This is a genomic window from Kluyvera genomosp. 1, from assembly GCF_001266615.1.
In the GTDB taxonomy this organism is placed as follows: Bacteria; Pseudomonadota; Gammaproteobacteria; order Enterobacterales; family Enterobacteriaceae; genus Kluyvera; species Kluyvera cryocrescens_A.
The window spans coordinates 1-22857 of record NZ_LGHZ01000026.1 but is presented as its reverse complement, the minus strand read 5'-3'; the positions used below and the strand labels follow the sequence as shown (position 1 = coordinate 22857).

The following is a 22857-nucleotide window of genomic DNA, read 5'->3' as shown; positions in this document are numbered from 1 at the left end:
GCATCACTGATACTCCACGTCGACCATCAGCACCGCCGACACCAGTCCGGCGCTGACGCTGCCGATTTTTTGATAGCGCACGTCAAAGGCGTAGCTTTGGCGATAGTCGTTCTCGGTGGTGGGTATCACCACATCGGAGGTGCCATCGCTTTTCAGCACGTTCTGCTGCCCGTCGTGCCAAAACACCACCACCCCCACGCCCCCGGCACCATGGCCGTCAGCCGGAAGATCGTTGGCAAATACCTGTTTAAAATCTTCGGGCCTGACGCCGCTGACGGGCTGGATTGAAAAGTGCAGCGCAGAGAGCTGATCGACGTTGTCGCACTCATCAACCGCCACGTTAAAGGAGGCCTGCGAGCCGTAATCCGTTGGTGTTTGGGGATCTTCCTCAAGGGTGCGCACCTCGACGGTGGGTAATATCACCGTGGCGGGTTCAATCTGAATGGCACAATGGTCGTCAATCAGATTGGCAGTAATGGTCATATCCAGCGCCTGGCTTGCCGCCGCAGGGCGGAGGACAGCCAGCAACAGCATGCCGATGAGCGATATCGCGCTCGTTTTTGTGGCAGCGGCAATCATCTTAAGGCTCCCGTTATTGGTAATTGACGGTAAACGTGACCGGCGCACTGAAACTGCCGCTGTGCAGATCGGCACTGTTTTTTCCTGGCGCGACCACCAAACGGGTGGAAAACGGCATATCGGCGCTGGCGTTGGGGTCGAAAGTCTGCGCGGAAGAGATCGTGTCGCTACAGTTCAGCAGCATCCCGCTGCCGTCGGCATCGCGGTAAATTTCAGCGGCGGCACCGGTCGCCTCTCCAGCCCCGCCGAAGGTGACGCCGTTGCAGAGCCCATTGGCACCGGCGGATGCCTGCACCGTGGCGCTGCTTACCCCCTGGCAATGGCTGAAGCTTACCGCGAAGTTTTGCCAGGCATTTCCCTGCTGCACCTGGCTTTTATAGACGTCGCCAAAGGCCAGCGTGCCGTCGGTAAGAAGCGCGCCGCTGCTGGTTTTCAGCTCTGCTTGACAGGTCCCCGCAACCACAGTAGAGGTAAAGTTGACCTGGACATCATCAATCGCCCAGCTGGCTGGGGCGTAAAGCGTCGTCAGCAAGGCGGCGGAGAGCATCAGCGATAAAGTACGAAGAAGTACTGCCGAATTTCGGTTCATGGGCTGCATCGTCCGCTAGTTGTAATCGAAGTGAAAAATGGCCGTCGCCTGCACGTTGCCCGCTTTGGCAAGGGCGGGATCAACGGTGGCGGCAATCCTGGCAATCAGCGGAACCTGTACGGACTGGGTAAAGTTGTCTTTAACAAGCTCCTGCCAGCCAAAGGTGCCATAGTCGATTTTTTGATTAAGGGTCAACGGCGTATCCGGGCTGTCGGCCCGACTGAGCGAAATACCCAGCCCCTGCGCAGCCTGTAGACCTTCTGCCTTGTTGAGCAGCATATTGCCCGCCTGCGGATCGACATCGGCTTCGATCGTGGTGAAGAAGTTCGGCGTGCCTGCTGCCGGGCATTCGGTCGCCTGCAGGCTGAAGCTGGCCGTCGCTGCGCTATCGCCGCTGATGATCGATTCCAACGGGACTTCCCCGGCGCTGTCGCCAATCACCACTGTTTGGTTTTTGCCGTCGCCGCTGCCGCCGACCACGTTAACCATACAGGTGGTATCAGCAACGGTGGCGGTGAAGGTCACATCAATACTGCCACCCACTACCGGCTCTGCCTTGACGGTTAATGAGTACAGGCCGCAGGCCAGGAGCAGACTGGTTATCGATAACGAGTAAGACTTCATTTGACGCTCCCAGGCTGTGGTTTCACACCAGCATGTATCTGACACCGCTGACCAGAGAGGACAATCGTTTTCGCCGCCTTTTGCGGATCGGGAGGAATGCGGTAGCTCACGGCGCACATTTCAGAAGAACTGGCCCCCCAGACCACCTGCAACGTGCCGGTATCGGCGATGCCGCGAACATAGGCATAGCCGGACTGGCCGACGTTGCCGACCTCATCACCTTTCTCATTGCGTACCGATGCGCCGAGTGGAATGTCGCCACCATCGTCACGCGCCAGCATCAGCAGCACCGACTGTCCCTGATCGGTTTCGAAATTAACGCCAACCACTGCGCCACTGGTTGGGACAACGGTGGTGCTGGTGCTTTTTATCTCGACGTCGTTCTCCAGTCCTTCGATATTCAGGCCAACACGGTTTTCCCGGTACGGCGACAGATAGGTCGACATGCCGTAACCGGAGCGACCAATTTCACCATCCCCCATCGTCAGCTTCGCGCCTTCGGCACCCTCGGCATGCACCAGCGCGATGGCGCTATCGCTACCGATACTGTCGGGTGCGAAGGTGATACCACCGGGATGCACAATCACCCCGCCGCTGTTGCTCAGTGAATACTGGCTTCCCTCACCGTCGGTCGCCGAAGCCGAGGCGTTGACCGGGCCGTAAGGACCGTTCCATGTCAGATAAGTGCCTACCGACGAAGTGGTTGAACTGTCGCCACCACCAAATCCTGTGGCCGCGTTGACGCTGTAGCTAAATTTATTGTCTTCCGTCGCCCCGCTGGCGTTGGTATTCAGCTGAGTGCTGCCGTGGCCGCTATTGCTGATGCCGCCGCTGAGCATGTTGAAGCCTGCCGGATTATGCTTATCGTGGGTAAAGGCGCTGAACGGCACGGAAAAGTTGAGATAGACGCTGTCGTCCTTTTGCCCTTCGTTGTCATAGCTGCGCTGGGCCGAGACGCTGTAACTGACCGCTTTCCAGCTGTTGCTGTAACCGGCTGAATACTGTTGTGTATCGGCGTAGCCGCCCCAGTAGGTTTGCCAGGTTCCCGACAAATAGAATGAGCCATGATCCTCGCCATCCCAGCGCAGCGGCTGGCTGATGTTCAGCTGGAGCTGATCGCGCAGGCGCTGGTAGTGGCTCAGATCCTCAAGCGTGCCGTTGCGCAGATCGTCGTTGAGCGAAGCCGCATCTTTTAAGGTCAGATAGCCGCGCGTTGAGAAGCGATAGGCGGCAAGGCTAAACGAGGTTTGCGTCGCCGACAGCAGGCTGCTGTAAGTCAGCCGATAGCTCTCACCGGACTCACTGTTATGCGCGTCATCGTCAAATTCTGCACGCGAATGGGTAATGTCCGCCGCAAGCGCCCCGAACGGCGTGTTAAACGCCAGTCCGCCCAAGGCAGCGAGGTAGTTCTGGTCGCTGGCCTGCAACCCGCCATAGCCGGTAATGATATCGCTCATACCGTAGTAGCCGTTGAGCTGTGCCACCTTCGGCTTGTGGTTTAACGAGTTATCATGGAGTTCGCCGGCAGCGACTTCCCAGCGTCCATGTCCCCTGCGCATCAACTGCGGCACCGAAGAGTACGCCACCACGAAGGTAGTTTTGCTGCCGTCCGCCTCTTCCACCGTGACGTCCAGATCGTTGCCATAACCGCTGGGCACCACATCCGTCAGGGTAAAGGGCCCTGGAGGTACCGTGGTCTGGTAAATCGTCGAGCCATTTTGCTTTACCGTCACTTTGGCGTTGCTGTTCGCCACCCCTCGGATAAGCGGTGCGTAGTTATTCACGCTGGAGGAGTACATCCGCGTGTCGGTGTACATACGCAGGCCGCGAATTTTCAGGGTGTCGAAGGCATCACCTTTGGTGCTGGAGTCGCCCATGATCATCTGTGCACGCAGCGCCGCGATATCGCGCTGCAGGTAGATATCCTGGCTGTCGTATTCCGTTTTACCGTTGTCGCTGTCCCAGTTAAGTGAACCACGAGCACGCAGGCGCCATGGCCCCAGGTTGGCACCATAGGACAGCCCAGCGTAGGCCGTATCGGAGTCATTGCTGCTGCTGACCCGATGGTAATAGTTGGTGTCGTAAGCCAGTAATAATGCCGGCATACCGTTGTCCCAACGCGATGGAGGAACCGTACCGTTCGGAATGTGCCGTAAGAAAATCTGCGGAACAATGATATCCAGCCGAAGATTCAACGGATCGTAGTTCACCGAGGAACCAGGAAAATAGCGAGCTAAGTCGTCAAGACACTTCTCTTCTGTCGGGAGTGGCGTAACCGCTTTGCTACTATCGATTTCAAGCCGCTCAAGTAAGGAAGGCATCAGGCATGGATCGGCCTGCACCGTGCCGTTATCCTGAAAATGAAGGCTAAGTTCATTGAGGATTTGCTTATTATTCAGATATACCTGAACCTGATATTCACCCGGCGCGACAGGGTTGCCTTTCGCATAACGGGAAGTATCAATTTTATTGCTGCCCATTAGAAAGTTGCTGTTAAACTCCACCTCTTCCTGCGCCGAGGACAGAATCGGATAACAGGCGAGCGTAATAAGCAGAAGCCGCCAGCGGGACGTCGTGCAATCCATGTTCTATTTCCCATATGCCAGATGAACAACGATGAATTATTTAATTTTCTGATTGTTATCCAGCGTATTTCCCAAATCACCAATGGCGATGTAGTGTATTTCCGCCGAACCCGGTGCCGACTTCAGCGAATTAATGGACAGCGTTTCTTTCGCAAATGGTGGGATCATTTTGGGTGTTACCGCCCACGTCGAGGAACCGGATTTCACCTCTGCCCGACTGAGCGAAACATAATAAGGCGAGGTATTGTTAGCCATTAGCGTCGGCTTGCCGCCTTCACTGCTCCACTGCCACTGCAGTTTTTCCGCCGCTTCGCTCGCCGAGCCAGCGAGATTATCCGGTCGCCAGAACAGCTTAATGCGGGTACGCAGCGCAACCTGCAACGTACTGGCATTGGCTGCGGTTTTTGATTTCGCCGGAATTTCCAGCATGCTAAGCCAATACACCGATTCGCGATCCTGTGGGAAGCTGTTATTCAGTGCGGTAATTTTGATGGTCTGCTCACGGCCCGGATCGAGACGCCCAACGGGCGGTGTGACCATAAACGGTAAATTGAGCTTATCGGGAGACTGCGATTCCCGCCCATCGTCAATCCAGGTCTGAACCAGTACCGGAGCGGTGCCGCGATTAGTGGCTTTGATCGTTTTCTCATGCGCTGATTGCGCGTAAATCACCCGAGTGGATGACAGCACCACGCCCGATTGCGCGGAGAAAGACAGAATAAATAAGCCGCAGAGACCCGCAGCGATGAGAGTTTTACCGGTAAACAACGACATAAGCACTTCCTTGCTGAGCTCAAACGTAGCGATCGTTTAATCTCTGCCATCTGCCAACGCAGATGGCAGAGCGTCGTGCTTATTAGACGTAGTCGACGGTGAAGGTCACCATGCTGTTAACCACGCCAGGACCGACCTTAGTGGTGTCCGTAGCAACGTACGCGGCATACATACCCAAAGCGCCTGCACCGTTATCAAGAGTGACATCCAGTGAATCCGCATCCAGCTTCAGCACGGTAGAGTCTGATGATTCCAGAGCAACCTGCACGCCCGGAGCACCATGGTTATCTGGCTTCGTTGAGTTATTCAGATAGCCAGTGATTGCATCGATATCGGTACCCTGTGAAACAAACTTGATGGTACCTGTTTTGACGTCAGCCGGGCATTCAGAGAACTTGATAGCAAAAGCGGTTGCATTATATGGGGTGCTATTTGCAACAAATTTTGCCGTTTCGATTTCGTCCAGAACTACGGACGCGCCATTATTGACAGCAATCTGACAAGTCCCAGAGGTGACGGTGCCACGCACGGTAATCGTGCTAAGGTCCTGGCCATAAGTTACGGTTTCTTCCGCCAGCGCGGAACCTGAAGCCAGTAATACCGCCACAGACAATCCTAATAATGCTTTTTTCATTTGTAAAAACTCCTGTTAAAAACACAATAATTCCATCTACGAATGTTCACGCTATTTAAATAACGGAAACGTCATTTCTAAAGCACGATGAAATAAGAAACCCATTAACTGTTCCACTAAGAAAGTTAATTATTCAGATTAAACAAATTTCAACGGGGAAAAGAATAGTAACTGCCCTGACACTCGTCTAATTGTTAATAACGATCGATAATGTGGTTATCGATCGTTTGCACTGATCAATCAATAATTCTTACCCATCAATTATTTCAATAAATAATGTCCACAAAGAATCACCAGGTCACAAGAAATGTCCAAAAAGAGAGTTATTTTAAATAATAACAGGCCAATGAATTCAATATTTTTATTGTCAGAAAAACGATATTGTGAAAGAAAACGCCATTAATAATGGCGGCATTAATAAAATATTTTTACACCCCTGTTTTTAATATATTCACTTCAACTATTGGGGGCTGAATATGATTGATGAAGAGCAATATTAGCGACCGTCAGGGGCGATTAGCCGCCATTTTACGCACTAACATCCCTGCGAACCGCCGCTCAAAAGCGTTCCAAGCATGCGGTAAAGCTGTCCGTATCCGCATGTTTGTCTCCCTTTTCAGGATCCTATCGACAGCGGAACACCCTCTTCATGTCATCACCTTTCGCTAATCATATGATTACTCTAGGTAAATGTAGTTCTTCTTTCTTCTGGAAAAAAGCATGTCCGATTTTATTAATTGAAAAGCTATTTCATTACCTCTGGAATCTGTTCCTTACCTCTGTTTACATTTCAATAAAAATGCGTATATTTCTCATTTGCATTCACAACAATGCATTTGCACGTGGCAAATCTCGACCGGGTCCGCAGAGTCCCGGAGAAAAATAACTATCATTGATAAGGACTTACCATGTCTTTCACTTCCACCACCCGGGATGGTCGCATCGCGCCGTCGCTGGTTGCTATTGGTATTGCCCTGGCGCTCTACCCTCAGCTCAGCCAGGCCGCCGATAAAACCGAAGATACTATCATCGTCGAAGGATCCTCAAGCTCCAGCAGCGACACGCAACAGCAGGACTACAGCGTCAAAGCCACCACCGCTGGCACCAAAATGCAGATGATCCAGCGTGATATTCCACAGTCGGTGAGCATTATCAGCGAGCAGCGCATGCAGGATCAGCAGCTGCAAACCCTGGGCGATGTGATGAACAATACCATCGGCATCACCAGCAGCCAGGCTGACTCCGACCGTACCAGCTACTACTCTCGCGGTTTCCAGATTGATAACTATATGGTCGATGGCATTCCGACCTATTTTGAATCACGCTGGAATCTGGGTGATGCGCTTTCCGATACCGCCCTGTTCGAGCGTGTGGAAGTAGTCCGCGGCGCGAGCGGCCTGATGACAGGGACGGGTAACCCTTCCGCTTCAATTAACATGGTCCGCAAGCATGCCACGAGCCAGGAATTTAAAGGCAATGTGTCCGCCGAATATGGCTCGTGGAATAAGCAACGTTACGTCGCCGACTTGCAAAGCCCGCTGACTGAAGATGGAAAAGTGCGCGCGCGTATTGTGGCCGGTTATCAGAACAATGACTCCTGGCTTGACCGCTACAACAACGACAAAACCTTCTTCTCCGGTATTCTGGATGCCGATCTGGGCGATACCACCAGCCTGTCCGTGGGTTATGAGTATCAGCGCATCGATATCAATAGCCCGACCTGGGGCGGCCTGCCACGCTGGAATACCGATGGCAGCACCAATCATTACGACCGTGCGCACAGCACCTCTCCCGACTGGGCTTACAACGACAAAGACATCAATAAAGTCTTCATGTCTCTGACACAGCGCTTTGCCGATACCTGGCAGGCAACGCTGAACGCCACCCACTCCGAGGTGAAGTTCGACAGTAAAATGATGTACATCGATGCCTACGTGAATAAAGCCGACGGTTCGCTGGTTGGCCCGTACGGCAGCTATGGCCCTGACTATGAATATGTGGGCGGAACCGGCTGGAATAGCGGTAAGCGTAAAGTGGATGCTTTAGATCTTTATGCCGACGGGAGCTACGATCTGTTTGGTCGTCAGCACAACCTGATGCTGGGCGGCAGCTACAGCAAGCAAAACAACCGCTACTTCAGCTCCTGGGATAACGTCTTCCCGGATGCGGTTGGTAACTTTGCCAACTTCAACAGCGCCAGCTTCCCGGAAACCAACTGGAACCCACAAAGCCTGGCGCAAGATGACACCACGCGTATGAAGTCGTTGTACGCCGCAACGCGCATCACGCTGGCTGACCCGCTGCACCTGATTGTGGGCGCACGCTACACCAACTGGAGCGTCGGCACCCTGACCTACAACATGGAGCAAAACCATACCACGCCGTACGCAGGTCTGGTGTTTGATATCAACGATAACTGGTCCACCTATGCCAGCTATACCTCCATCTTCCAGCCGCAGAATGAGCGTAATAGTTCGGGCCAATACCTGAAGCCGATTACGGGTAACAACTATGAGGTGGGCCTGAAATCCGACTGGATGGATAGCCGCTTAACCACTAGCCTGGCCGTCTTCCGTATTGAACAGGACAACCTGGCGCAGTCTACAGGGGTTCCTATTTCAGGTACGAACGGCGACATCGCCTACACCACCGCGGATGGTACCGTCAGTAAGGGTGTCGAGTTTGAGATTAACGGCGCGCTGACCGATAACTGGCAGATGACCTTTGGGGCTACCCGCTATGTTGCTGACGATAACGAAGGCAACGCGATTAACCCGAATCTGCCGCGCACCACCGTGAAGCTGTTTACCCGCTATCGCCTGCCAGCGATGCCTGAGTTGACCGTTGGCGGCGGCGTTAACTGGCAGAACCGCGTTTACAAAGATACCGTGACGGCATTTGGGACCTTCCGCGCTGAACAGGGCAGTTACGCGCTGGTCGATTTGTTCACCCGCTATCAGTTCACCAAGAACTTCTCGGTGCAGGGTAACCTCAATAACCTGTTCGACAAAACCTACGATACCAACATCGACGGTTCAATTGTCTATGGCGAACCGCGTAACGTCAGCGTGACCGCAAGCTATCAGTTCTGATGTAAAAACCTGCTATGCCACAGGAGCCTTCGGGCTCCTTTTTTTTGCCTTGATGCCAGCCCTCGTCTAGCATCAAACGCGGGAACAAGCTCCCCCGTGGATGATGGTCTTAGGGTCACCCGCTCGGGCTCCACGCCGCCTGGAACGACTCTTAAACGACAGACGTAAAAAAGGCAGCCATTCGGCTGCCTTAGTCTCCCCAATACTACGTACGACTTCGAATAACTTAGTTATTGCGAATATAGTCGTCCATCTCGGTTTTCAGGTTATCGGATTTAGTACCGAAGATTGCCTGAACGCCGGAACCTGCGACCACAACACCCGCAGCGCCCAGTTTCTTCAGGCCAGCCTGATCCACTTTAGCGACATCGGCCACGCTCACGCGCAGGCGGGTGATACATGCGTCAAGGTTAGTGATGTTTTCTTTACCACCGAAGGCTGCAATCAGCGCCGGAGCCATTTCGCTGGTCGCGGTAGCTTTAGCATCTTCAGAAGTATCTTCACGGCCTGGCGTTTTCAGATCCAGTGCTTTAATCAGCACGCGGAACACCACGTAGTACACGATCGCATAGCAGATACCGACAATCGGGAACAGCCACAGCTTGCTGCTGTTACCGGACAGAACGATAAAGTCGATCAGACCGTGAGAGAACGAAGTACCGTCACGCATACCCAGCAGAATACAAATTGGGAATGCCAGACCTGCCAGAATCGCGTGGATGATGTACAGGATCGGCGCAACGAACATGAAGGAGAACTCGATCGGCTCGGTAATACCGGTCAGGAACGAGGTCAGCGCTGCGGAGATCATGATACCGCCCACTTTCGCGCGGTTTTCTGGTTTAGCTGAATGCCAGATAGCGATAGCAGCAGCTGGCAGACCGTACATTTTGAACAGGAAGCCGCCGGACAGTTTGCCCGCAGTTGGGTCGCCTGCCATGTAGCGAGGAATGTCGCCATGGAAGACCTGACCTGCTGCGTTGGTGTATTCACCGATCTGCATCTGGAAAGGAACGTTCCAGATGTGGTGCAGACCAAACGGCACCAGGCAGCGTTCAATGAAGCCATAAATACCGAACGCCACAACGGGGTTCTGGTACGCGGCCCACTGAGAGAAGGTCTGAATAGCAGTACCGATTGGTGGCCAGATGAAGGACAGCACGATACCCATGAAGATAGCAGTCAGACCCGAGATTATCGGAACGAAGCGCTTACCGGCGAAGAAGCCCAGATATTCTGGCAGCTTGATGCGATAGAAACGGTTGAACATGTAAGCTGCAATCGCACCTGCGATGATACCACCCAGAACACCGGTATCAGCCAGGTGTTTTGCGGCGATTTCTTCAGCCGGTAAATGCAGTACCAGCGGCGCAACCACAGCCATGGTTTTAACCATAATGCCGTAAGCGACGACCGATGCCAGTGCGGATACACCGTCGTTATTGGTGAAACCTAATGCCACACCGATAGCGAAGATAAGCGGCATGTTAGCAAAAACAGAACCGCCTGCTTCTGCCATAACATGAGAGACGACGGCTGGCAGCCAGCTGAAGTTTGCGGAACCGACGCCCAGCAGGATACCTGCGATAGGCAGCACGGAAACCGGCAGCATCAGCGATTTACCGACCTTCTGCAGGTTAGCAAATGCATTCTTAAACATAATTAGGAGTGCTCCTGAGTATTTGTACTTTTCTCTACGTTTTCACGCATTAGTGAGTGGGGAGAGACTCACCAGGGTCAGGGCATCTACAGTGCCCTTTATTTATTACACAGAGTAAAATAATTCACTCTGATTTTGTTTGACGGTTATCACGTTTCAAAGAGCTATGGCTGAAAAACTTAATGTTCTTTACATAATACGTGTCTGTATGTTGCAAGATTAACATTCACCGCCACTTTTACGGCGGTGAACTGTACTCGCTTTGACCATTAATTACGAGCATTAAAATAAACCAAAAAATCAGCAGGATTGCAGGCGGGCGGGATCGATATGGAAGAGGTTTGCGAAGTTATCCGTCGTCTGCTGCGCCAGCTGTTCTATGCTTACGCCCTTCAATACGGCCATGTATTCTGCAACGTCACGCACCATCGCAGGCTGGTTCTCTTTACCACGATGCGGCACGGGTGCCAGATAAGGTGAATCAGTCTCAACCAGTAGCCTATCCAGCGGGACGTAACGAGCGGCCTCTCGCAGCTGTTCCGCATTGCGGAAAGTCACAATCCCGGAGAACGAGATATAAAACCCCATATCCAGAAGTTTGCCCGCCGTCTCAGTATCTTCTGTGAAACAGTGTAGTACACCGCCGCAATCCATCACGCTTTCTTCACGCAGGATAGCCAGCGTATCGGCACGCGCATCACGGGTGTGCACAATAACCGGCTTATTCAGCTCACGGCCGATTTGAATATGCTGGCGGAACGACAGCTGCTGCTGCGGTTTGGTTTCCGGGGTATAGAAGTAATCCAGCCCGGTTTCCCCCATTGCCACAACGCCCTCTTCCGCAGCCATGCGGCGCAAGTCTTCCACGTCGTACGCTTCATCCTGATTCAGCGGATGGACGCCGCAGGAGAAGACCACTTCTGGACGTACACCCACCAGCTCACGCATCTGGCGATAGCCGGGTAAGGTGGTGGCCACTGCCAGCGCGAAACGGACGTCACGCGCGGCGGCTTTTGCCATTACATCGTCTACGTCTTTATGCAAGGATTGATAATCAAGGCCATCGAGATGGCAGTGCGAGTCGACTAAAAACATGATGTCTCTCTTAGAAATGAGGTGCTGGCAATACTGCGCCAGGTTGCAAATACTGTTCCCAGCGCAGCAGACGCTCGGTGAGGATTAATTCGCGGTTCAGACCCGTAACGCTCAGCAACTGTTCACGGCAAACGCAGGCATCGGCGACGATAGCCTGCAACCGCGAAGCCGACAGCGTACGGGCCAGTTGGTCCACCAGCGCAAGATTATCGGCATTGGTCAACCGGCTGATGCCCTGCTGCTGTTTCAGGGCGTCGAGCAGCAGTGAAGACAGCCAGTGCAGACGCTGTGAGACTGAATCATGGTTCAGTGCAGGTAGAATGGCCAGCCAGTCGCCGCTATTTAAACTCTCACTTAGCGCCTGGCACAGTTTTTCTCGGGCCGCCCAGGTATCCTGCCCCAGCAGCTCCAGCGCTGCTGCGGGCGCATGATCGCACAGGCGTAACGCGGCCAGCAGCGTATCGCGGGAGGACGTAATTTCCCGCTCCAGCCACGCCAGCGCATACTGTTCGCTCGGCGGTGCCAGGTGATGAGAACGACATCGGCTACGCAAGGTTGCCAATAAACGCGCAGGCTCCTCGCAAGCGAGGAAAAACCAGGTGTTTTTCGGGGGTTCTTCCAGCGTTTTCAACAGCGCATTGGCGGCAGCTTCGGTAAGCTGCGCCGCGTCGGCAATCCACACCACTTTGGCACCGCCCAGACGGGCATGCTCATAGAGTTTTTCGCTGACGCTGCGTACCGCATCAATACCGAGCGTACTTTTGCCTTTTTCCGGCTCCAGCACGTAATAATCCGGGTGCGTTCCCGCCTGCATCAATTGGCAGCTATGGCACTGGCCGCAGCTTTTATGACCGTCCGGGTTATGGCACATGAGCAGACGAGTCATGGCATAGGCCAGTGAATCAGCGCCCATCCCCGCACGCGCCTGAATCAGCAGCGCGTGGTGACCCCGTCCGGCCTGATAGCTTGCGGTAAGCTGTTCAAACGGTGGGCGTAACCACGGGTACCATTTCATGCCTGCTGCTCCGCAACCCACTCAGCCACCGCGGTGCGGATATCGCTCATCACGTTTTCCAACGACTGAGTCGCATCGACGGTAATAATGCTGTCATCAGCCGCCGCCAGCTCCAGATAACGTGCGCGCGTGCGGTTAAAGAAATTCAGCGACTCTTGCTCGATGCGATCGAGATCGCCACGTGCACGCGCGCGCTTGAGGCCAACTTCCGGCGTGACGTCGAGATAAATAGTCAGATTGGGACGGAAATCGCCCAGCACGGCATCACGCAGGGTCGCCAGCATCTGGCGATCGATGCCACGTCCGCCACCCTGATAGGCCTGCGTCGACAAGTCATGGCGGTCACCGATAACCCACTGGCCTTTCGCCAGCGCCGGTTTAATCACGGTATCGACCAGCTGTACGCGTGCCGCGTAGAACATCAGCACTTCCGCTTTATCGGTAATCACTTCATCGCCGACTGACTTAATGTCCAGCACCAGGCTACGCAGTTTTTCTGCCAGCACGGTGCCGCCCGGTTCACGGGTAAACAGCAGATCGTTCACGCCAAGCTCACGCAGCGTTTCAACGACAACATCCCGCGCGGTGGTTTTACCCGCCCCTTCTAGTCCTTCAATGACGATGTAATTACTGCGCATTTTTATCCTTTAGCACTTTCAGGTAATCCTGCACCGACCGGTTATGCCCTGCAAGATTGGTATTGAACGTATGTCCGCCTTTGCCGTCCGCAACAAAATAGAGGTACGGCGTTTTTGCCGGATGTGCGGCCGCATTCAGTGATGCTTCCCCCGGACTGGCAATGGCGCCCGGCGGCATGCCGGAAATGGTGTAGGTATTATACGCGCTTGGCGTCTCAAGGTCTTTACGCGAGAGTTTGCCATTGTAGCTTTCGCCCATACCGTAGATAACAGTCGGATCGGTTTGCAGACGCATGCCGATACGCAGACGGTTAATAAACACCGAGGCGACGCGATCGCGCTCTTCCGCTACCGCCGTCTCTTTCTCGATAATCGACGCCATGGTGACCAGCTGGTTTTTATCATGGTAAGGCAAATTATCCGCCCGCCCTTCCCAGACTTTATCAACCTGAGTCACCATCTTCTGGTGTGCGCGTTTAAGGATCGCCACGTCGCTGGTATTGGCGGTGTACATCCAGGTGTCGGGCCAGAACCAGCCTTCAACCCACTCTGGGTTATCCAGCTTCAGCGCCTGCGCCACCGTTGCGTATTGGTCATCGCTCAAGGTGTGTTTAATGTATGGCGATTCGCGCAGCTGCTTGAGGTAATCGCTCAGGCGCATCCCTTCAACAAAACGCAGCGGGAACTGCGCTTCTTTGCCGCTTGCCAGCAGTTGCAGCATTTCACGAACGGTCATTTGTGGCGTTAAGCGATAGGTGCCGGCCTTAAAGTGCGACAGCTCCGGCTCCAGGCGCAGCAGCCACTGGAATACGCGCGGGCGGTTCAGTACTTTTTCTGCGTAGAGCTGTTCACCGAGCGCCATACGGCCTGTGCCGGGTTTCAGCGTAAAGATGGTTTCGTCTTTAATCAGCAGCGCGCTGTCCGCCAGTTGGCGAACTTTCCACATACCCGCGCCGGCAGCGATACCGAGGACGATGATTACTAACAGGACAAAGCGTAACATTTTCTTCATGCTAATCAGGCAACTCACAAAGTGGGGCTAAAAATTGGTAGAGTTCGCGGTCAGGCCACTGCTGCTCCGCGTAGCGCTGAACAGGTACCACCGGCATCAGCGCGTTGCAAATCAAAACCTCATCGGCCTGACTTATCTCTGTAAGCCGGGCATTCACTTCGACAACGCGATACGGCGAGCGTGCCAACGAGGTGAGAATAAACTGACGCATGATCCCGCTCACCCCTGCGCTATCGAGCCGCGGCGTATAGACGTTCTGCCCGCAGCGCCAGAACAAATTAGCGGCACAGCATTCCGTAAGCCACCCGTCGCTGTCAAGGACAAGGGCCTCATCGGCGTCCGTCTGCTCAAGATGAGAACGAATCAGCACTTGCTCAAGACGATTGAGATGCTTAATACCAGCAAGATACGGATTGCGCCCCAGCGTCACCGGGCTTAGCGCAAGATTTACCCCGCGTTGTTTCCACTGAGTATAGTGGGCGGGCGCGGCGAAAGTAGAAAGTATACGAGTGGGTGAATCACAGGTGCGGCCGCTGTAGCCTCGGCCACCCGGCCCGCGGCTGATAATCACCTTAAGAACGCCATTAGCTTGCTTCACGGCCAGCGTCGACATTTCCTGGGCCAGAACAGACCAGTCGCTAAAGCGAATGGAGAGGCGTTCGCAGGCTTGCTGTAAACGTTCAATATGGGCGTTTAGCAGCTGTACCCTCCCCTCAACGATGCGCGCCGTGGTAAAGCTACCGTCACCAAACTGCGTGGCACGATCATTGACCGCCAGGGTATTTTGTTCGAGGCCATTAATTAAGAACATAGCGGCTCCTTATCGATGGTCGGGTAGTTTCGCAAGTCGGAAGACGTTGAACAAGCAGAGAAAGCCGAATAAAAAAAGGCCCGACAAGCGGGCCTTAATATTCGTTATCTGCCAGCGAAAATGCCGTCAGATAATCAGGCTCAGACCTTTTTGAAGATCAGAGAGCCATTGGTACCACCGAAGCCGAAGGAGTTACACAGAGTGTACTCCAGACCGCTAACCTGACGCGCTTCATGAGGCACGAAGTCCAGGTCACAACCTTCATCCGGGTTATCCAGGTTGATGGTTGGCGGGACAGCCTGATCGCGCAGCGCCAGGATGGAGTAGATAGATTCTACTGCACCCGCAGCACCCAGCAGGTGACCGGTCATCGACTTGGTAGAGCTGACCATCACGCGGCTTGCGGCGTCGCCAAAGACAGATTTAACGGCCTGTGCTTCTGCTTTATCGCCTGCTGGGGTAGAGGTGCCGTGGGCATTCACGTAGCCAATCTGGCCCGCTTCAATGCCTGCGTCACGAATGGCGTTAACCATTGCCAGCGCTGCACCTGCACCATCTTCCGGTGGTGAAGTCATGTGGTACGCATCGCTGCTCATGCCGAAGCCAACGACTTCTGCATAAATTTTCGCGCCGCGTTTTTTCGCGTGTTCGTACTCTTCCAGCACGACCATGCCTGCACCGTCGCCCAGTACGAAGCCATCACGCTCTTTATCCCACGGACGGCTTGCCGCCTGAGGATTATCGTTACGCGTTGACAGCGCACGTGCGGCACCAAAGCCACCCACGCCAAGCGGGGTACTGGCTTTTTCTGCGCCACCGGCGACCATCGCATCCGCATCACCATAAGCGATAATACGCGCAGCCTGTCCGATGTTGTGCACACCAGAAGTACATGCGGTTGCGATAGAGATGCTTGGACCACGCAAACCGAACATGATGGTCAAGTGACCTGCCACCATGTTAACAATCGTTGATGGAACGAAGAACGGGCTGATCTTACGCGGGCCACCGTTTACCAAAGAGGTATGGTTTTCTTCGATAAGACCGAGGCCGCCAATACCGGAGCCGATAGCGGCGCCAATACGGTGAGCATTCTCTTCCGTAATCTCAAGGCCAGAATCCTGCATGGCCTGCCAGCCTGCAACAATTCCATATTGAATGAAGGCATCCATCTTGCGCTGTTCTTTGCGCGAGATAATGTCATCACAGTTAAAATCCTTTACTAAGCCAGCAAATTTGGTTGCATAGGCGCTAGTATCGAAATGGTCGATCAGGCTGATGCCACTCTGACCGGCAAGGAGAGCTTTCCAGGTAGACTCTACGGTATTGCCGACAGGAGACAACATGCCCAGTCCGGTCACAACTACACGACGCTTAGACACGTTTGTCCTCCAGGGAGGGATAAAATAGATACTTGTGGGACAAAAAGATAAAACTCAGGCGGTCGAATGACCGCCTGGAGATGTTCACTTACGCCTGGTGACCGTTGATGTAATCAATGGCAGCCTGAACAGTAGTAATTTTCTCAGCTTCTTCGTCCGGAATCTCAGTATCAAACTCTTCTTCCAGAGCCATTACCAGCTCAACGGTGTCAAGAGAATCTGCGCCCAGGTCTTCAACGAAGGAAGCATTGTTGGTCACTTCTTCCTGCTTAACGCCCAGCTGTTCGCCGATGATTTTCTTAACGCGTTCTTCGATAGTGCTCATACTCTTAAATTTCCTATCAAAACTCGCTTTCGCGATGGTTTTCGTAGTGTATAAAATGTTGAAAAATTTGCAACTAAATCCCGGCAGGTCATACCACGATTTTACGCTATTTTGCGGGTGTTTGCCCTCATAACGCAAATCATTTTGCACTAATCATACTCAGACATACGTAGATTGCCCGTTGTCTGAGCACTTTGTGCAAAACACGGTCAGACCATATACATCCCGCCGTTAACGTGCAACGTTTCACCAGTGATGTAACTTGCTTCGTCGGAGGCCAAAAATGCAACCGCGTTAGCGATTTCATTTGGAGAGCCGAGGCGCCCCGCTGGCACAGCCGCCAGAGTACCCGCACGCTGCTCATCAGTCAGCGCACGCGTCATGTCCGTTTCAATAAAGCCCGGAGCAACAACGTTTACAGTAATACCGCGTGACGCAATTTCACGCGCCAGAGATTTACTGAAGCCGATCAGACCCGCTTTCGCCGCAGCGTAGTTAGCCTGACCCGCATTTCCCATGGTACCAACCACAGAACCGACAGTGATAATACGCCCATGACGCTTTTTCATCATAGCGCGCATTACCGCTTTTGACAGACGGAAAACAGATGACAGGTTGGTTTCGATGATATCGTTCCACTCATCATCTTTCATGCGCATTAACAGGTTATCACGAGTAATCCCGGCATTATTGACCAGAATGTCGACTTCGCCAAATTCCGCACGAATTTTTTCCAGAACAGTTTCAATAGATGCCGGGTCGGTCACATTCAACATCAGACCTTTACCGTTCGCACCCAGATAGTCGCTAATCGCCTGCGCACCGCTTTCGCTGGTCGCAGTACCGATAACTTTTGCGCCGCGTGCGGCGAGAGTTTCAGCGATTGCGCGGCCAATACCGCGGCTTGCACCTGTTACCAGGGCAATTTTTCCTTCGAAGCTCATGCTTTCCTCTTTTATTGCGCAAGTGCCGCTGACAGCGCAGCCGGCTCGTTAATCGCCGATGCTGTCAGGGTATCTACAATACGTTTCGTCAGACCGGTCAGAACTTTACCTGGCCCCACTTCATACAAGTGCTCTACGCCCTGGGATGCCATAAACTCAACGGTTTTGGTCCACTGAACGGGGCTGTACAACTGACGAACCAGCGCATCGCGAATCGCGTCGGCGTCGGTTTCGCTCTTCACATCGACGTTATTCACAACCGGAATCGTCGGCGCGCTAAAGGTGATTTTCTGCAGTTCAACCGCCAGTTTCTCCGCCGCAGGCTTCATCAGCGCGCAGTGGGATGGCACGCTGACCGGCAGAGGCAGTGCGCGTTTCGCGCCCGCAGCTTTACAAGCAGCGCCCGCACGTTCAACCGCCTCTTTGTGGCCGGCAATAACCACCTGGCCTGGGGAGTTGAAGTTGACTGGGGAAACAACCTGCCCTTCGGCAGATTCTTCACAGGCTTTGGCGATAGAGGCATCGTCAAGACCGATGATAGCTGACATACCGCCGGTGCCTTCTGGAACCGCTTCCTGCATGAATTTGCCACGCATTTCAACCAGACAAACCGCATCAGCGAATGGGATCACGCCCGCGCAAACCAGCGCAGAGTATTCGCCAAGGCTATGGCCTGCCAGCAGCGCAGGCGCTTTGCCACCCTGCTGCTGCCACAGACGGAACAGCGCAACGGAAGCCGTCAGCAGCGCCGGCTGAGTCTGCCAGGTTTTGTTCAGTTCTTCAGCCGGACCCTGCTGGGTCAGCGCCCAAAGATCGTAGCCCAGAGCCGCAGAAGCTTCATGAAAAGTTTCTTCAATAACCGGGTAGGTCGCTGCCAGTTCAGACAACATGCCTACCGCTTGAGAACCCTGTCCCGGGAACACAAAAGCGAATTGCGTCATTTTTTTATCCTTGTACTTAGAAACGAACCAGCGCAGAGCCCCAGGTGAAACCACCACCGAAGGCTTCCAGCAGCACCAGCTGACCGCGCTTGATGCGGCCATCGCGGACGGCTTCGTCAAAGGCGCACGGTACGGAAGCAGCCGAGGTGTTGCCGTGACGATCGAGCGTCACCACCACGTTGTCCATCGACATACCGAGTTTCTTCGCCGTCGCGCTGATAATACGTAAGTTCGCTTGGTGTGGCACCAGCCAGTCCAGTTCAGAGCGGTCCATATTGTTAGCCGCCAGCGTTTCATCAACGATGTGCGCCAGTTCAGTGACCGCTACTTTAAAGACTTCGTTACCGGCCATCGTCAGATAGATGGAATTGTCCGGATTAACACGATCGGCATTAGGCAGCGTCAGCAGTTTGCCATAGCTACCATCAGCGTGCAGATGAGTAGAGATAATCCCCTGCTCTTCTGATGCGCCAAGAACGACGGCACCCGCGCCGTCGCCGAAAATAATGATCGTGCCGCGGTCGGTAGGATCGCAGGTACGTGCCAACGTATCAGCACCAATGACCAGCGCATATTTCACCGCGCCAGATTTCACATACTGGTCAGCAACGCTCAGCGCATAGGTAAAACCGGCGCACGCAGCGGCGATGTCAAACGCCGGCGCGCCTTTTACGCCCAGCATGTCCTGAATCTGGCAGGCCGCGCTTGGAAACGCATGGGTCGCCGAGGTCGTTGCCACCACAATAAGCCCCAGCTCGCTGGCTTCGATGCCGGCCATGTCCAAAGCACGCTTAGCGGCTTCGTAACCCAGCGTAGACACGGTTTCATTAGGGCCTGCGATACGACGCTCGCGGATACCTGTACGGGAGACAATCCACTCGTCAGAGGTATCAACCATTTTTTCCAGATCGGCGTTAGTCCGCACCTGCTCAGGCAGATAGCTGCCGGTACCAATAATCTTCGTATGCATGTACGCTCAGTCACTTTTCGCTAATATAGCCGCACTACTCGACCGCTGCGAAGCTGGCTTTATGACTTGCCGACTTCATGTGCGTCAAATCCTGCGGGGTATACGGATTCCAGGCGAGCGGCAATTCTCTGTGGAACTTGTCGCTGCACTGCCTGCACTGCCTGTTCAATCGCGATCGCGAACGCTCGCTGATTGGCTGCACCATGACTCTTAATCACCGTACCGCGCAATCCTAACAGACAGGCGCCATTATACTGGTCGGGGTTGAGGTGACTGAATCGCCTTGTTAGGCTTTTTTGTAACCAACGCTTTAATAAAATCAGCCACCACGACCGTTTTTTACCCTCGCTCTGCGATTTCAGCAGCGAGAGGAAGACTCTGACAACCCCTTCCATCGTCTTTAAGGTGACGTTACCTGTAAAGCCATCGCAAACCAGAACATCGGTTTTACCCGTCAACAGTTCATTGGCTTCAAGATAGCCGATATAGTTGAGGGAGGAGATTGTTTTTAACACTAATGAGGCATCACGAATACTATCGTGCCCCTTAATCTCTTCTTCGCCGATGTTGAGCAGCGCCACGCGCGGGTTTGCAATCCCCAACACGTCTTCTGCCATCACCGACCCCATGACGGCAAACTGCACCAGCATGGTACTGTCACAATCCACGTTAGCGCCCAGATCGAGCACGACCGTTTTGCCCTTTTGCTGATGCGGTAACACCGTCACCAGCGCAGGACGCTCAATCCCGGTTATCGGTTTGAGCAATAATTTTGCCAACCCCATCAGCGCACCGGTATTTCCTGCGCTGACGCAGGCCTCAGCCCGCCCTTCTTTTACCATCTCTAGCGCCACACGCATCGAGCTTCCGCGACTATGGCGAATAGCGTGCGAGGGCCGTTCATCACTGGCAATAACCGACTGGGCAGGGATTATCTGCAAACGCGAACGTTGTTCAAAGTCAGCTTTGGCGAGTAATGGCGTAATGTCGTCGGGATTGCCGACTAAAAGAAGTGAGAGTTGCGAATTAGAATCCAGTGCCTGCAATGCTGCAGGCACTGTCACAGAAGGGCCAAAATCGCCCCCCATGACATCTAACGCCAGGGTTAGACGTGTCAAGGTATCGTCGCCGCTCGGTTTGGTGTTTCCCCAGTTACCCGGGGAAATTCCTCACTAAGCTTCACCACGCTTTAACTCTTTGGTCTTCACACGAATGCGAAAACCTCGAGCATCGCGTGATTACTTAGCGATTACCTTACGGCCACGGTAGAAACCGTCGGCAGTGATGTGGTGACGCAGGTGTTTCTCGCCGGAGGTTTTGTCTACAGACAAGTTTGCTGCGGTCAGAGCGTCATGGGAACGACGCATGCCACGTTTGGAACGGGTTGGTTTATTCTGTTGTACGGCCATGGACCTTACTCCTCAATTACTTTTGCTTTAAGCTGGCTAATACGGCAAATGGATTTGGCTTCTGTGCCTCTTCAGGCAATTCACCAAAGACCATGTCCGCCTCGGACACTTCACAGTGTTCAGAATCATGCACCGGAACTACCGGCAAGGCGAGGATGATTTCATCTTCGACCAACGCCTGCAGATCGATTTCACCGAATTCGTTAACCTCAATCGGCTCATACGCTTCCGGGAGTGCTTCAACCTGGTCATCATTCTTGACCGGACTGAAACAATACGTTGTGTGAACATGATGGGTAAACGATTTGCCACAACGCTGACATTCCAGCGACACCGTCACCTTCGCATCACCGGTAATCACCGCGAGACGTTGGTTGTCGATGGCGAAGGAGATCTCGCATTCCACATCAGTATCCACACTGACTACGGACGCGGCGACGCGCTCCACCTGATCGCGGGTATAGATACCTGCATAATCAAGGCGTTTTTGAGCCGTACGAACCGGATCGAGAGTCAGGGGTAATTTTACGTTTTGCATAGGGCGCGCATATTAACTTTGTAGCGTCATAGAGTCAAAGAAAAAGGCAGCCTCAGGTTGCCTTTCGCCATTTATTCGCACACATTGCGGCCTATAGTTTAAAATGTCGGAATCTAATTCGCTACACTCTATTTGAAAAATTATGCCTGAATTGATTCTTGCCTCCACCTCCCCCTACCGCAAAATGCTGTTAGAGAAGCTGGGACTGCCGTTCGAATGCGCCGCGCCAGAAGTTGACGAATTGGCGCTACCGGGAGAAACGCCGCGCAATCTGGTGCTACGCCTGGCCCAAGCCAAAGCTCAGGCGCTGGCCGCGCGTTACCCTAACCACCTGATTATTGGCTCCGATCAAGTTTGCGTATTGGATGGCGAGATAACCGGCAAACCGCACACCGAAGACAATGCGCGGCTGCAATTAAAAAAAGCCAGCGGCAATGTGGTGACCTTTTATACCGGGCTAGCGCTGTATAATTCGGCTAATGGGCAGCTGCAAACCGAATGTGAGCCCTTTGATGTTCATTTCCGTCATCTGAGCGAGCACGAAATCAACGTTTATCTGCGTAAGGAAAGTCCACTGAACTGTGCCGGCAGCTTTAAAAGCGAAGGGCTAGGTATCGCGCTGTTTGACCGCCTTGAAGGGCGCGATCCGAATACGTTGGTTGGATTGCCCCTGATTGCGCTGTGCAAAATGCTGCGCCGCGAGGAGTGTAACCCGCTACTGGATTAATCTTTATTGCCTGACACAGCGCTCTGGTGTCAGGCAACCCTCAAACATATTGCTTATTCCTTCCGCGATCACAGTTTATTTTTTCGTCGCCGCTAAAATTCCTCAATCCATATTGAAACATTGTTTTAATTTAAGGGGTGAGAATGCGTGGCAACGGTAAAATATTATTTATGTTAGCAATGGTAGCCGCCTCATACAGTTACGCCGCCGACAGCTGGCAGCATCAGGGCGTGGTGGAAGGTAATCTCCCGGCGAGTTGGCAACAGATGAAAAGCCAAATGACTTACCCCGACTCCTGGCTATCCGGGCACTATTCTGATTTCAAAGGCTGGCAGGAGCACGCTCGTCAGCAGCTACGCCAGTCGCTGTTGACGCCGGATGCTCACAAACCGTTTGATGCGCGGAAAATCGCCAGTGAAGATCGCGGCAGCTACACTGCCGAAAAGCTGGCGCTAAATATTACTGATGACAATCGCATTGCGGCTTTAATGCTCACCCCTAAGACTGTCTCTT

At 53.5% G+C, this 22857-nt stretch carries 22 protein-coding genes and 1 pseudogene; 3 read left to right on the top strand and 20 right to left on the bottom strand.

What is annotated here, in order from left to right; all coding sequences use genetic code 11:
• Positions 1-3 precede the first annotated feature (3 nt).
• The 6 genes from KP80_RS15045 to KP80_RS15020 all read right to left on the bottom strand — a co-directional run bounded on the left by KP80_RS15045 (position 4) and on the right by KP80_RS15020 (position 5785).
• The gene (locus tag KP80_RS15045) at positions 4-579 is read right to left on the bottom strand and encodes a fimbrial protein (protein ID WP_052284464.1); all 576 of its coding nucleotides are present in this window, start codon (positions 577-579) and stop codon (positions 4-6) included.
• Positions 580-592: 13 nt separating this feature from the next.
• Positions 593-1168: a fimbrial protein gene (locus KP80_RS15040; RefSeq protein ID WP_197276163.1), complete on the bottom strand. Its 576-nt coding sequence runs from the start codon at positions 1166-1168 to the stop codon at positions 593-595.
• 15 nt (positions 1169-1183) lie between these two features.
• Complete coding sequence (locus KP80_RS15035) at positions 1184-1792, bottom strand: fimbrial protein (RefSeq protein ID WP_052284462.1); 609 nt, start codon at positions 1790-1792, stop codon at positions 1184-1186.
• A complete protein-coding gene (locus KP80_RS15030; protein ID WP_072129133.1) occupies positions 1789-4377 on the bottom strand; it encodes an outer membrane usher protein in 2589 nt (862 codons plus the stop codon). Before KP80_RS15030 ends, KP80_RS15035 begins: the two co-directional genes overlap by 4 nt.
• 36 nt (positions 4378-4413) lie before the next feature.
• Positions 4414-5151, bottom strand: a complete 738-nt coding sequence (locus KP80_RS15025) for a fimbria/pilus periplasmic chaperone (protein WP_052284461.1) — start codon at positions 5149-5151, stop codon at positions 4414-4416.
• Between the two features lie 82 nt (positions 5152-5233).
• Positions 5234-5785: a fimbrial protein gene (locus KP80_RS15020; RefSeq protein WP_052284460.1), complete on the bottom strand. Its 552-nt coding sequence runs from the start codon at positions 5783-5785 to the stop codon at positions 5234-5236.
• A gap of 908 nt (positions 5786-6693) precedes the next feature.
• Here KP80_RS15020 and fhuE point away from each other — a divergent pair.
• Positions 6694-8877 (top strand): ferric-rhodotorulic acid/ferric-coprogen receptor FhuE, encoded by a 2184-nt coding sequence (gene fhuE, locus KP80_RS15015; protein WP_052284459.1) that lies wholly within the window; start codon positions 6694-6696, stop codon positions 8875-8877.
• 226 nt (positions 8878-9103) lie between these two features.
• Here fhuE and ptsG read toward each other — a convergent pair whose 3' ends face one another.
• From ptsG to yceD, 14 genes are all read right to left on the bottom strand, one after another.
• Positions 9104-10537 (bottom strand): PTS glucose transporter subunit IIBC, encoded by a 1434-nt coding sequence (ptsG, locus tag KP80_RS15010; protein ID WP_052284458.1) that lies wholly within the window; start codon positions 10535-10537, stop codon positions 9104-9106.
• Positions 10538-10837: 300 nt separating this feature from the next.
• Positions 10838-11632, bottom strand: a complete 795-nt coding sequence (locus KP80_RS15005; protein WP_052284457.1) for a metal-dependent hydrolase — start codon at positions 11630-11632, stop codon at positions 10838-10840.
• Positions 11633-11642: 10 nt separating this feature from the next.
• Positions 11643-12647 (bottom strand): DNA polymerase III subunit delta', encoded by a 1005-nt coding sequence (gene holB / locus KP80_RS15000; RefSeq protein ID WP_052284456.1) that lies wholly within the window; start codon positions 12645-12647, stop codon positions 11643-11645.
• Positions 12644-13285 (bottom strand): dTMP kinase, encoded by a 642-nt coding sequence (gene tmk, locus KP80_RS14995; RefSeq protein ID WP_052284455.1) that lies wholly within the window; start codon positions 13283-13285, stop codon positions 12644-12646. Before tmk ends, holB begins: the two co-directional genes overlap by 4 nt.
• Positions 13275-14297 carry a cell division protein YceG gene (gene yceG, locus KP80_RS14990; protein ID WP_052284454.1) on the bottom strand — a complete coding sequence of 341 codons (1023 nt, stop codon included), beginning with the start codon at positions 14295-14297 and terminating at the stop codon, positions 13275-13277. The genes tmk and yceG overlap by 11 nt, the downstream gene beginning before the upstream one ends.
• A gap of 1 nt (position 14298) precedes the next feature.
• Positions 14299-15108, bottom strand: a complete 810-nt coding sequence (gene pabC, locus KP80_RS14985) for an aminodeoxychorismate lyase (protein ID WP_052284453.1) — start codon at positions 15106-15108, stop codon at positions 14299-14301.
• 140 nt (positions 15109-15248) lie between these two features.
• Positions 15249-16490 carry a beta-ketoacyl-ACP synthase II gene (gene fabF / locus KP80_RS14980; protein WP_052284452.1) on the bottom strand — a complete coding sequence of 414 codons (1242 nt, stop codon included), beginning with the start codon at positions 16488-16490 and terminating at the stop codon, positions 15249-15251.
• A gap of 88 nt (positions 16491-16578) precedes the next feature.
• Positions 16579-16815 carry an acyl carrier protein gene (gene acpP / locus KP80_RS14975; protein WP_000103754.1) on the bottom strand — a complete coding sequence of 79 codons (237 nt, stop codon included), beginning with the start codon at positions 16813-16815 and terminating at the stop codon, positions 16579-16581.
• Between the two features lie 209 nt (positions 16816-17024).
• Positions 17025-17759 (bottom strand): 3-oxoacyl-ACP reductase FabG, encoded by a 735-nt coding sequence (fabG, locus tag KP80_RS14970; protein ID WP_052284451.1) that lies wholly within the window; start codon positions 17757-17759, stop codon positions 17025-17027.
• Between the two features lie 11 nt (positions 17760-17770).
• On the bottom strand, positions 17771-18700 hold the full coding sequence (fabD, locus tag KP80_RS14965) for an ACP S-malonyltransferase (RefSeq protein ID WP_052284450.1): 930 nt from the start codon (positions 18698-18700) through the stop codon (positions 17771-17773).
• Between the two features lie 16 nt (positions 18701-18716).
• Complete coding sequence (locus KP80_RS14960; protein WP_052284449.1) at positions 18717-19670, bottom strand: beta-ketoacyl-ACP synthase III; 954 nt, start codon at positions 19668-19670, stop codon at positions 18717-18719.
• A gap of 59 nt (positions 19671-19729) precedes the next feature.
• Entirely contained in the window at positions 19730-20788 is a 1059-nt protein-coding gene (plsX, locus tag KP80_RS14955) for a phosphate acyltransferase PlsX (protein WP_072129132.1), read from the bottom strand.
• Between the two features lie 120 nt (positions 20789-20908).
• The gene (gene rpmF / locus KP80_RS14950) at positions 20909-21079 is read right to left on the bottom strand and encodes a 50S ribosomal protein L32 (RefSeq protein ID WP_052284447.1); all 171 of its coding nucleotides are present in this window, start codon (positions 21077-21079) and stop codon (positions 20909-20911) included.
• Between the two features lie 16 nt (positions 21080-21095).
• Positions 21096-21617, bottom strand: coding sequence for a 23S rRNA accumulation protein YceD (gene yceD / locus KP80_RS14945; RefSeq protein ID WP_052284446.1), 522 nt, complete (start codon positions 21615-21617; stop codon positions 21096-21098).
• A gap of 142 nt (positions 21618-21759) precedes the next feature.
• On the opposite strand from yceD, the gene KP80_RS14940 reads away from it, so the two are divergent.
• Both KP80_RS14940 and KP80_RS14935 read left to right on the top strand, forming a co-directional pair.
• Entirely contained in the window at positions 21760-22344 is a 585-nt protein-coding gene (locus KP80_RS14940; protein ID WP_052284445.1) for a Maf family protein, read from the top strand.
• Between the two features lie 170 nt (positions 22345-22514).
• Positions 22515-22857: pseudogene (locus KP80_RS14935) on the top strand (hydrolase); the annotation flags it as partial.

Bases quoted from the DNA above. Each gene is read 5' to 3' on its own strand.
- KP80_RS15045 (WP_052284464.1), bottom strand. From the start codon at position 579: ATGATTGCCGCTGCCACAAAAACGAGCGCGATATCGCTCATCGGCATG.
- KP80_RS15040 (WP_197276163.1), bottom strand. From the start codon at position 1,168: ATGAACCGAAATTCGGCAGTACTTCTTCGTACTTTATCGCTGATGCTC.
- KP80_RS15035 (WP_052284462.1), bottom strand. From the start codon at position 1,792: ATGAAGTCTTACTCGTTATCGATAACCAGTCTGCTCCTGGCCTGCGGC.
- KP80_RS15030 (WP_072129133.1), bottom strand. From the start codon at position 4,377: ATGGATTGCACGACGTCCCGCTGGCGGCTTCTGCTTATTACGCTCGCC.
- KP80_RS15025 (WP_052284461.1), bottom strand. From the start codon at position 5,151: ATGTCGTTGTTTACCGGTAAAACTCTCATCGCTGCGGGTCTCTGCGGC.
- KP80_RS15020 (WP_052284460.1), bottom strand. From the start codon at position 5,785: ATGAAAAAAGCATTATTAGGATTGTCTGTGGCGGTATTACTGGCTTCA.
- fhuE (WP_052284459.1), top strand. From the start codon at position 6,694: ATGTCTTTCACTTCCACCACCCGGGATGGTCGCATCGCGCCGTCGCTG.
- ptsG (WP_052284458.1), bottom strand. From the start codon at position 10,537: ATGTTTAAGAATGCATTTGCTAACCTGCAGAAGGTCGGTAAATCGCTG.
- KP80_RS15005 (WP_052284457.1), bottom strand. From the start codon at position 11,632: ATGTTTTTAGTCGACTCGCACTGCCATCTCGATGGCCTTGATTATCAA.
- holB (WP_052284456.1), bottom strand. From the start codon at position 12,647: ATGAAATGGTACCCGTGGTTACGCCCACCGTTTGAACAGCTTACCGCA.
- tmk (WP_052284455.1), bottom strand. From the start codon at position 13,285: ATGCGCAGTAATTACATCGTCATTGAAGGACTAGAAGGGGCGGGTAAA.
- yceG (WP_052284454.1), bottom strand. From the start codon at position 14,297: ATGAAGAAAATGTTACGCTTTGTCCTGTTAGTAATCATCGTCCTCGGT.
- pabC (WP_052284453.1), bottom strand. From the start codon at position 15,108: ATGTTCTTAATTAATGGCCTCGAACAAAATACCCTGGCGGTCAATGAT.
- acpP (WP_000103754.1), bottom strand. From the start codon at position 16,815: ATGAGCACTATCGAAGAACGCGTTAAGAAAATCATCGGCGAACAGCTG.
- fabG (WP_052284451.1), bottom strand. From the start codon at position 17,759: ATGAGCTTCGAAGGAAAAATTGCCCTGGTAACAGGTGCAAGCCGCGGT.
- fabD (WP_052284450.1), bottom strand. From the start codon at position 18,700: ATGACGCAATTCGCTTTTGTGTTCCCGGGACAGGGTTCTCAAGCGGTA.
- KP80_RS14960 (WP_052284449.1), bottom strand. From the start codon at position 19,670: ATGCATACGAAGATTATTGGTACCGGCAGCTATCTGCCTGAGCAGGTG.
- rpmF (WP_052284447.1), bottom strand. From the start codon at position 21,079: ATGGCCGTACAACAGAATAAACCAACCCGTTCCAAACGTGGCATGCGT.
- yceD (WP_052284446.1), bottom strand. From the start codon at position 21,617: ATGCAAAACGTAAAATTACCCCTGACTCTCGATCCGGTTCGTACGGCT.
- KP80_RS14940 (WP_052284445.1), top strand. From the start codon at position 21,760: ATGCCTGAATTGATTCTTGCCTCCACCTCCCCCTACCGCAAAATGCTG.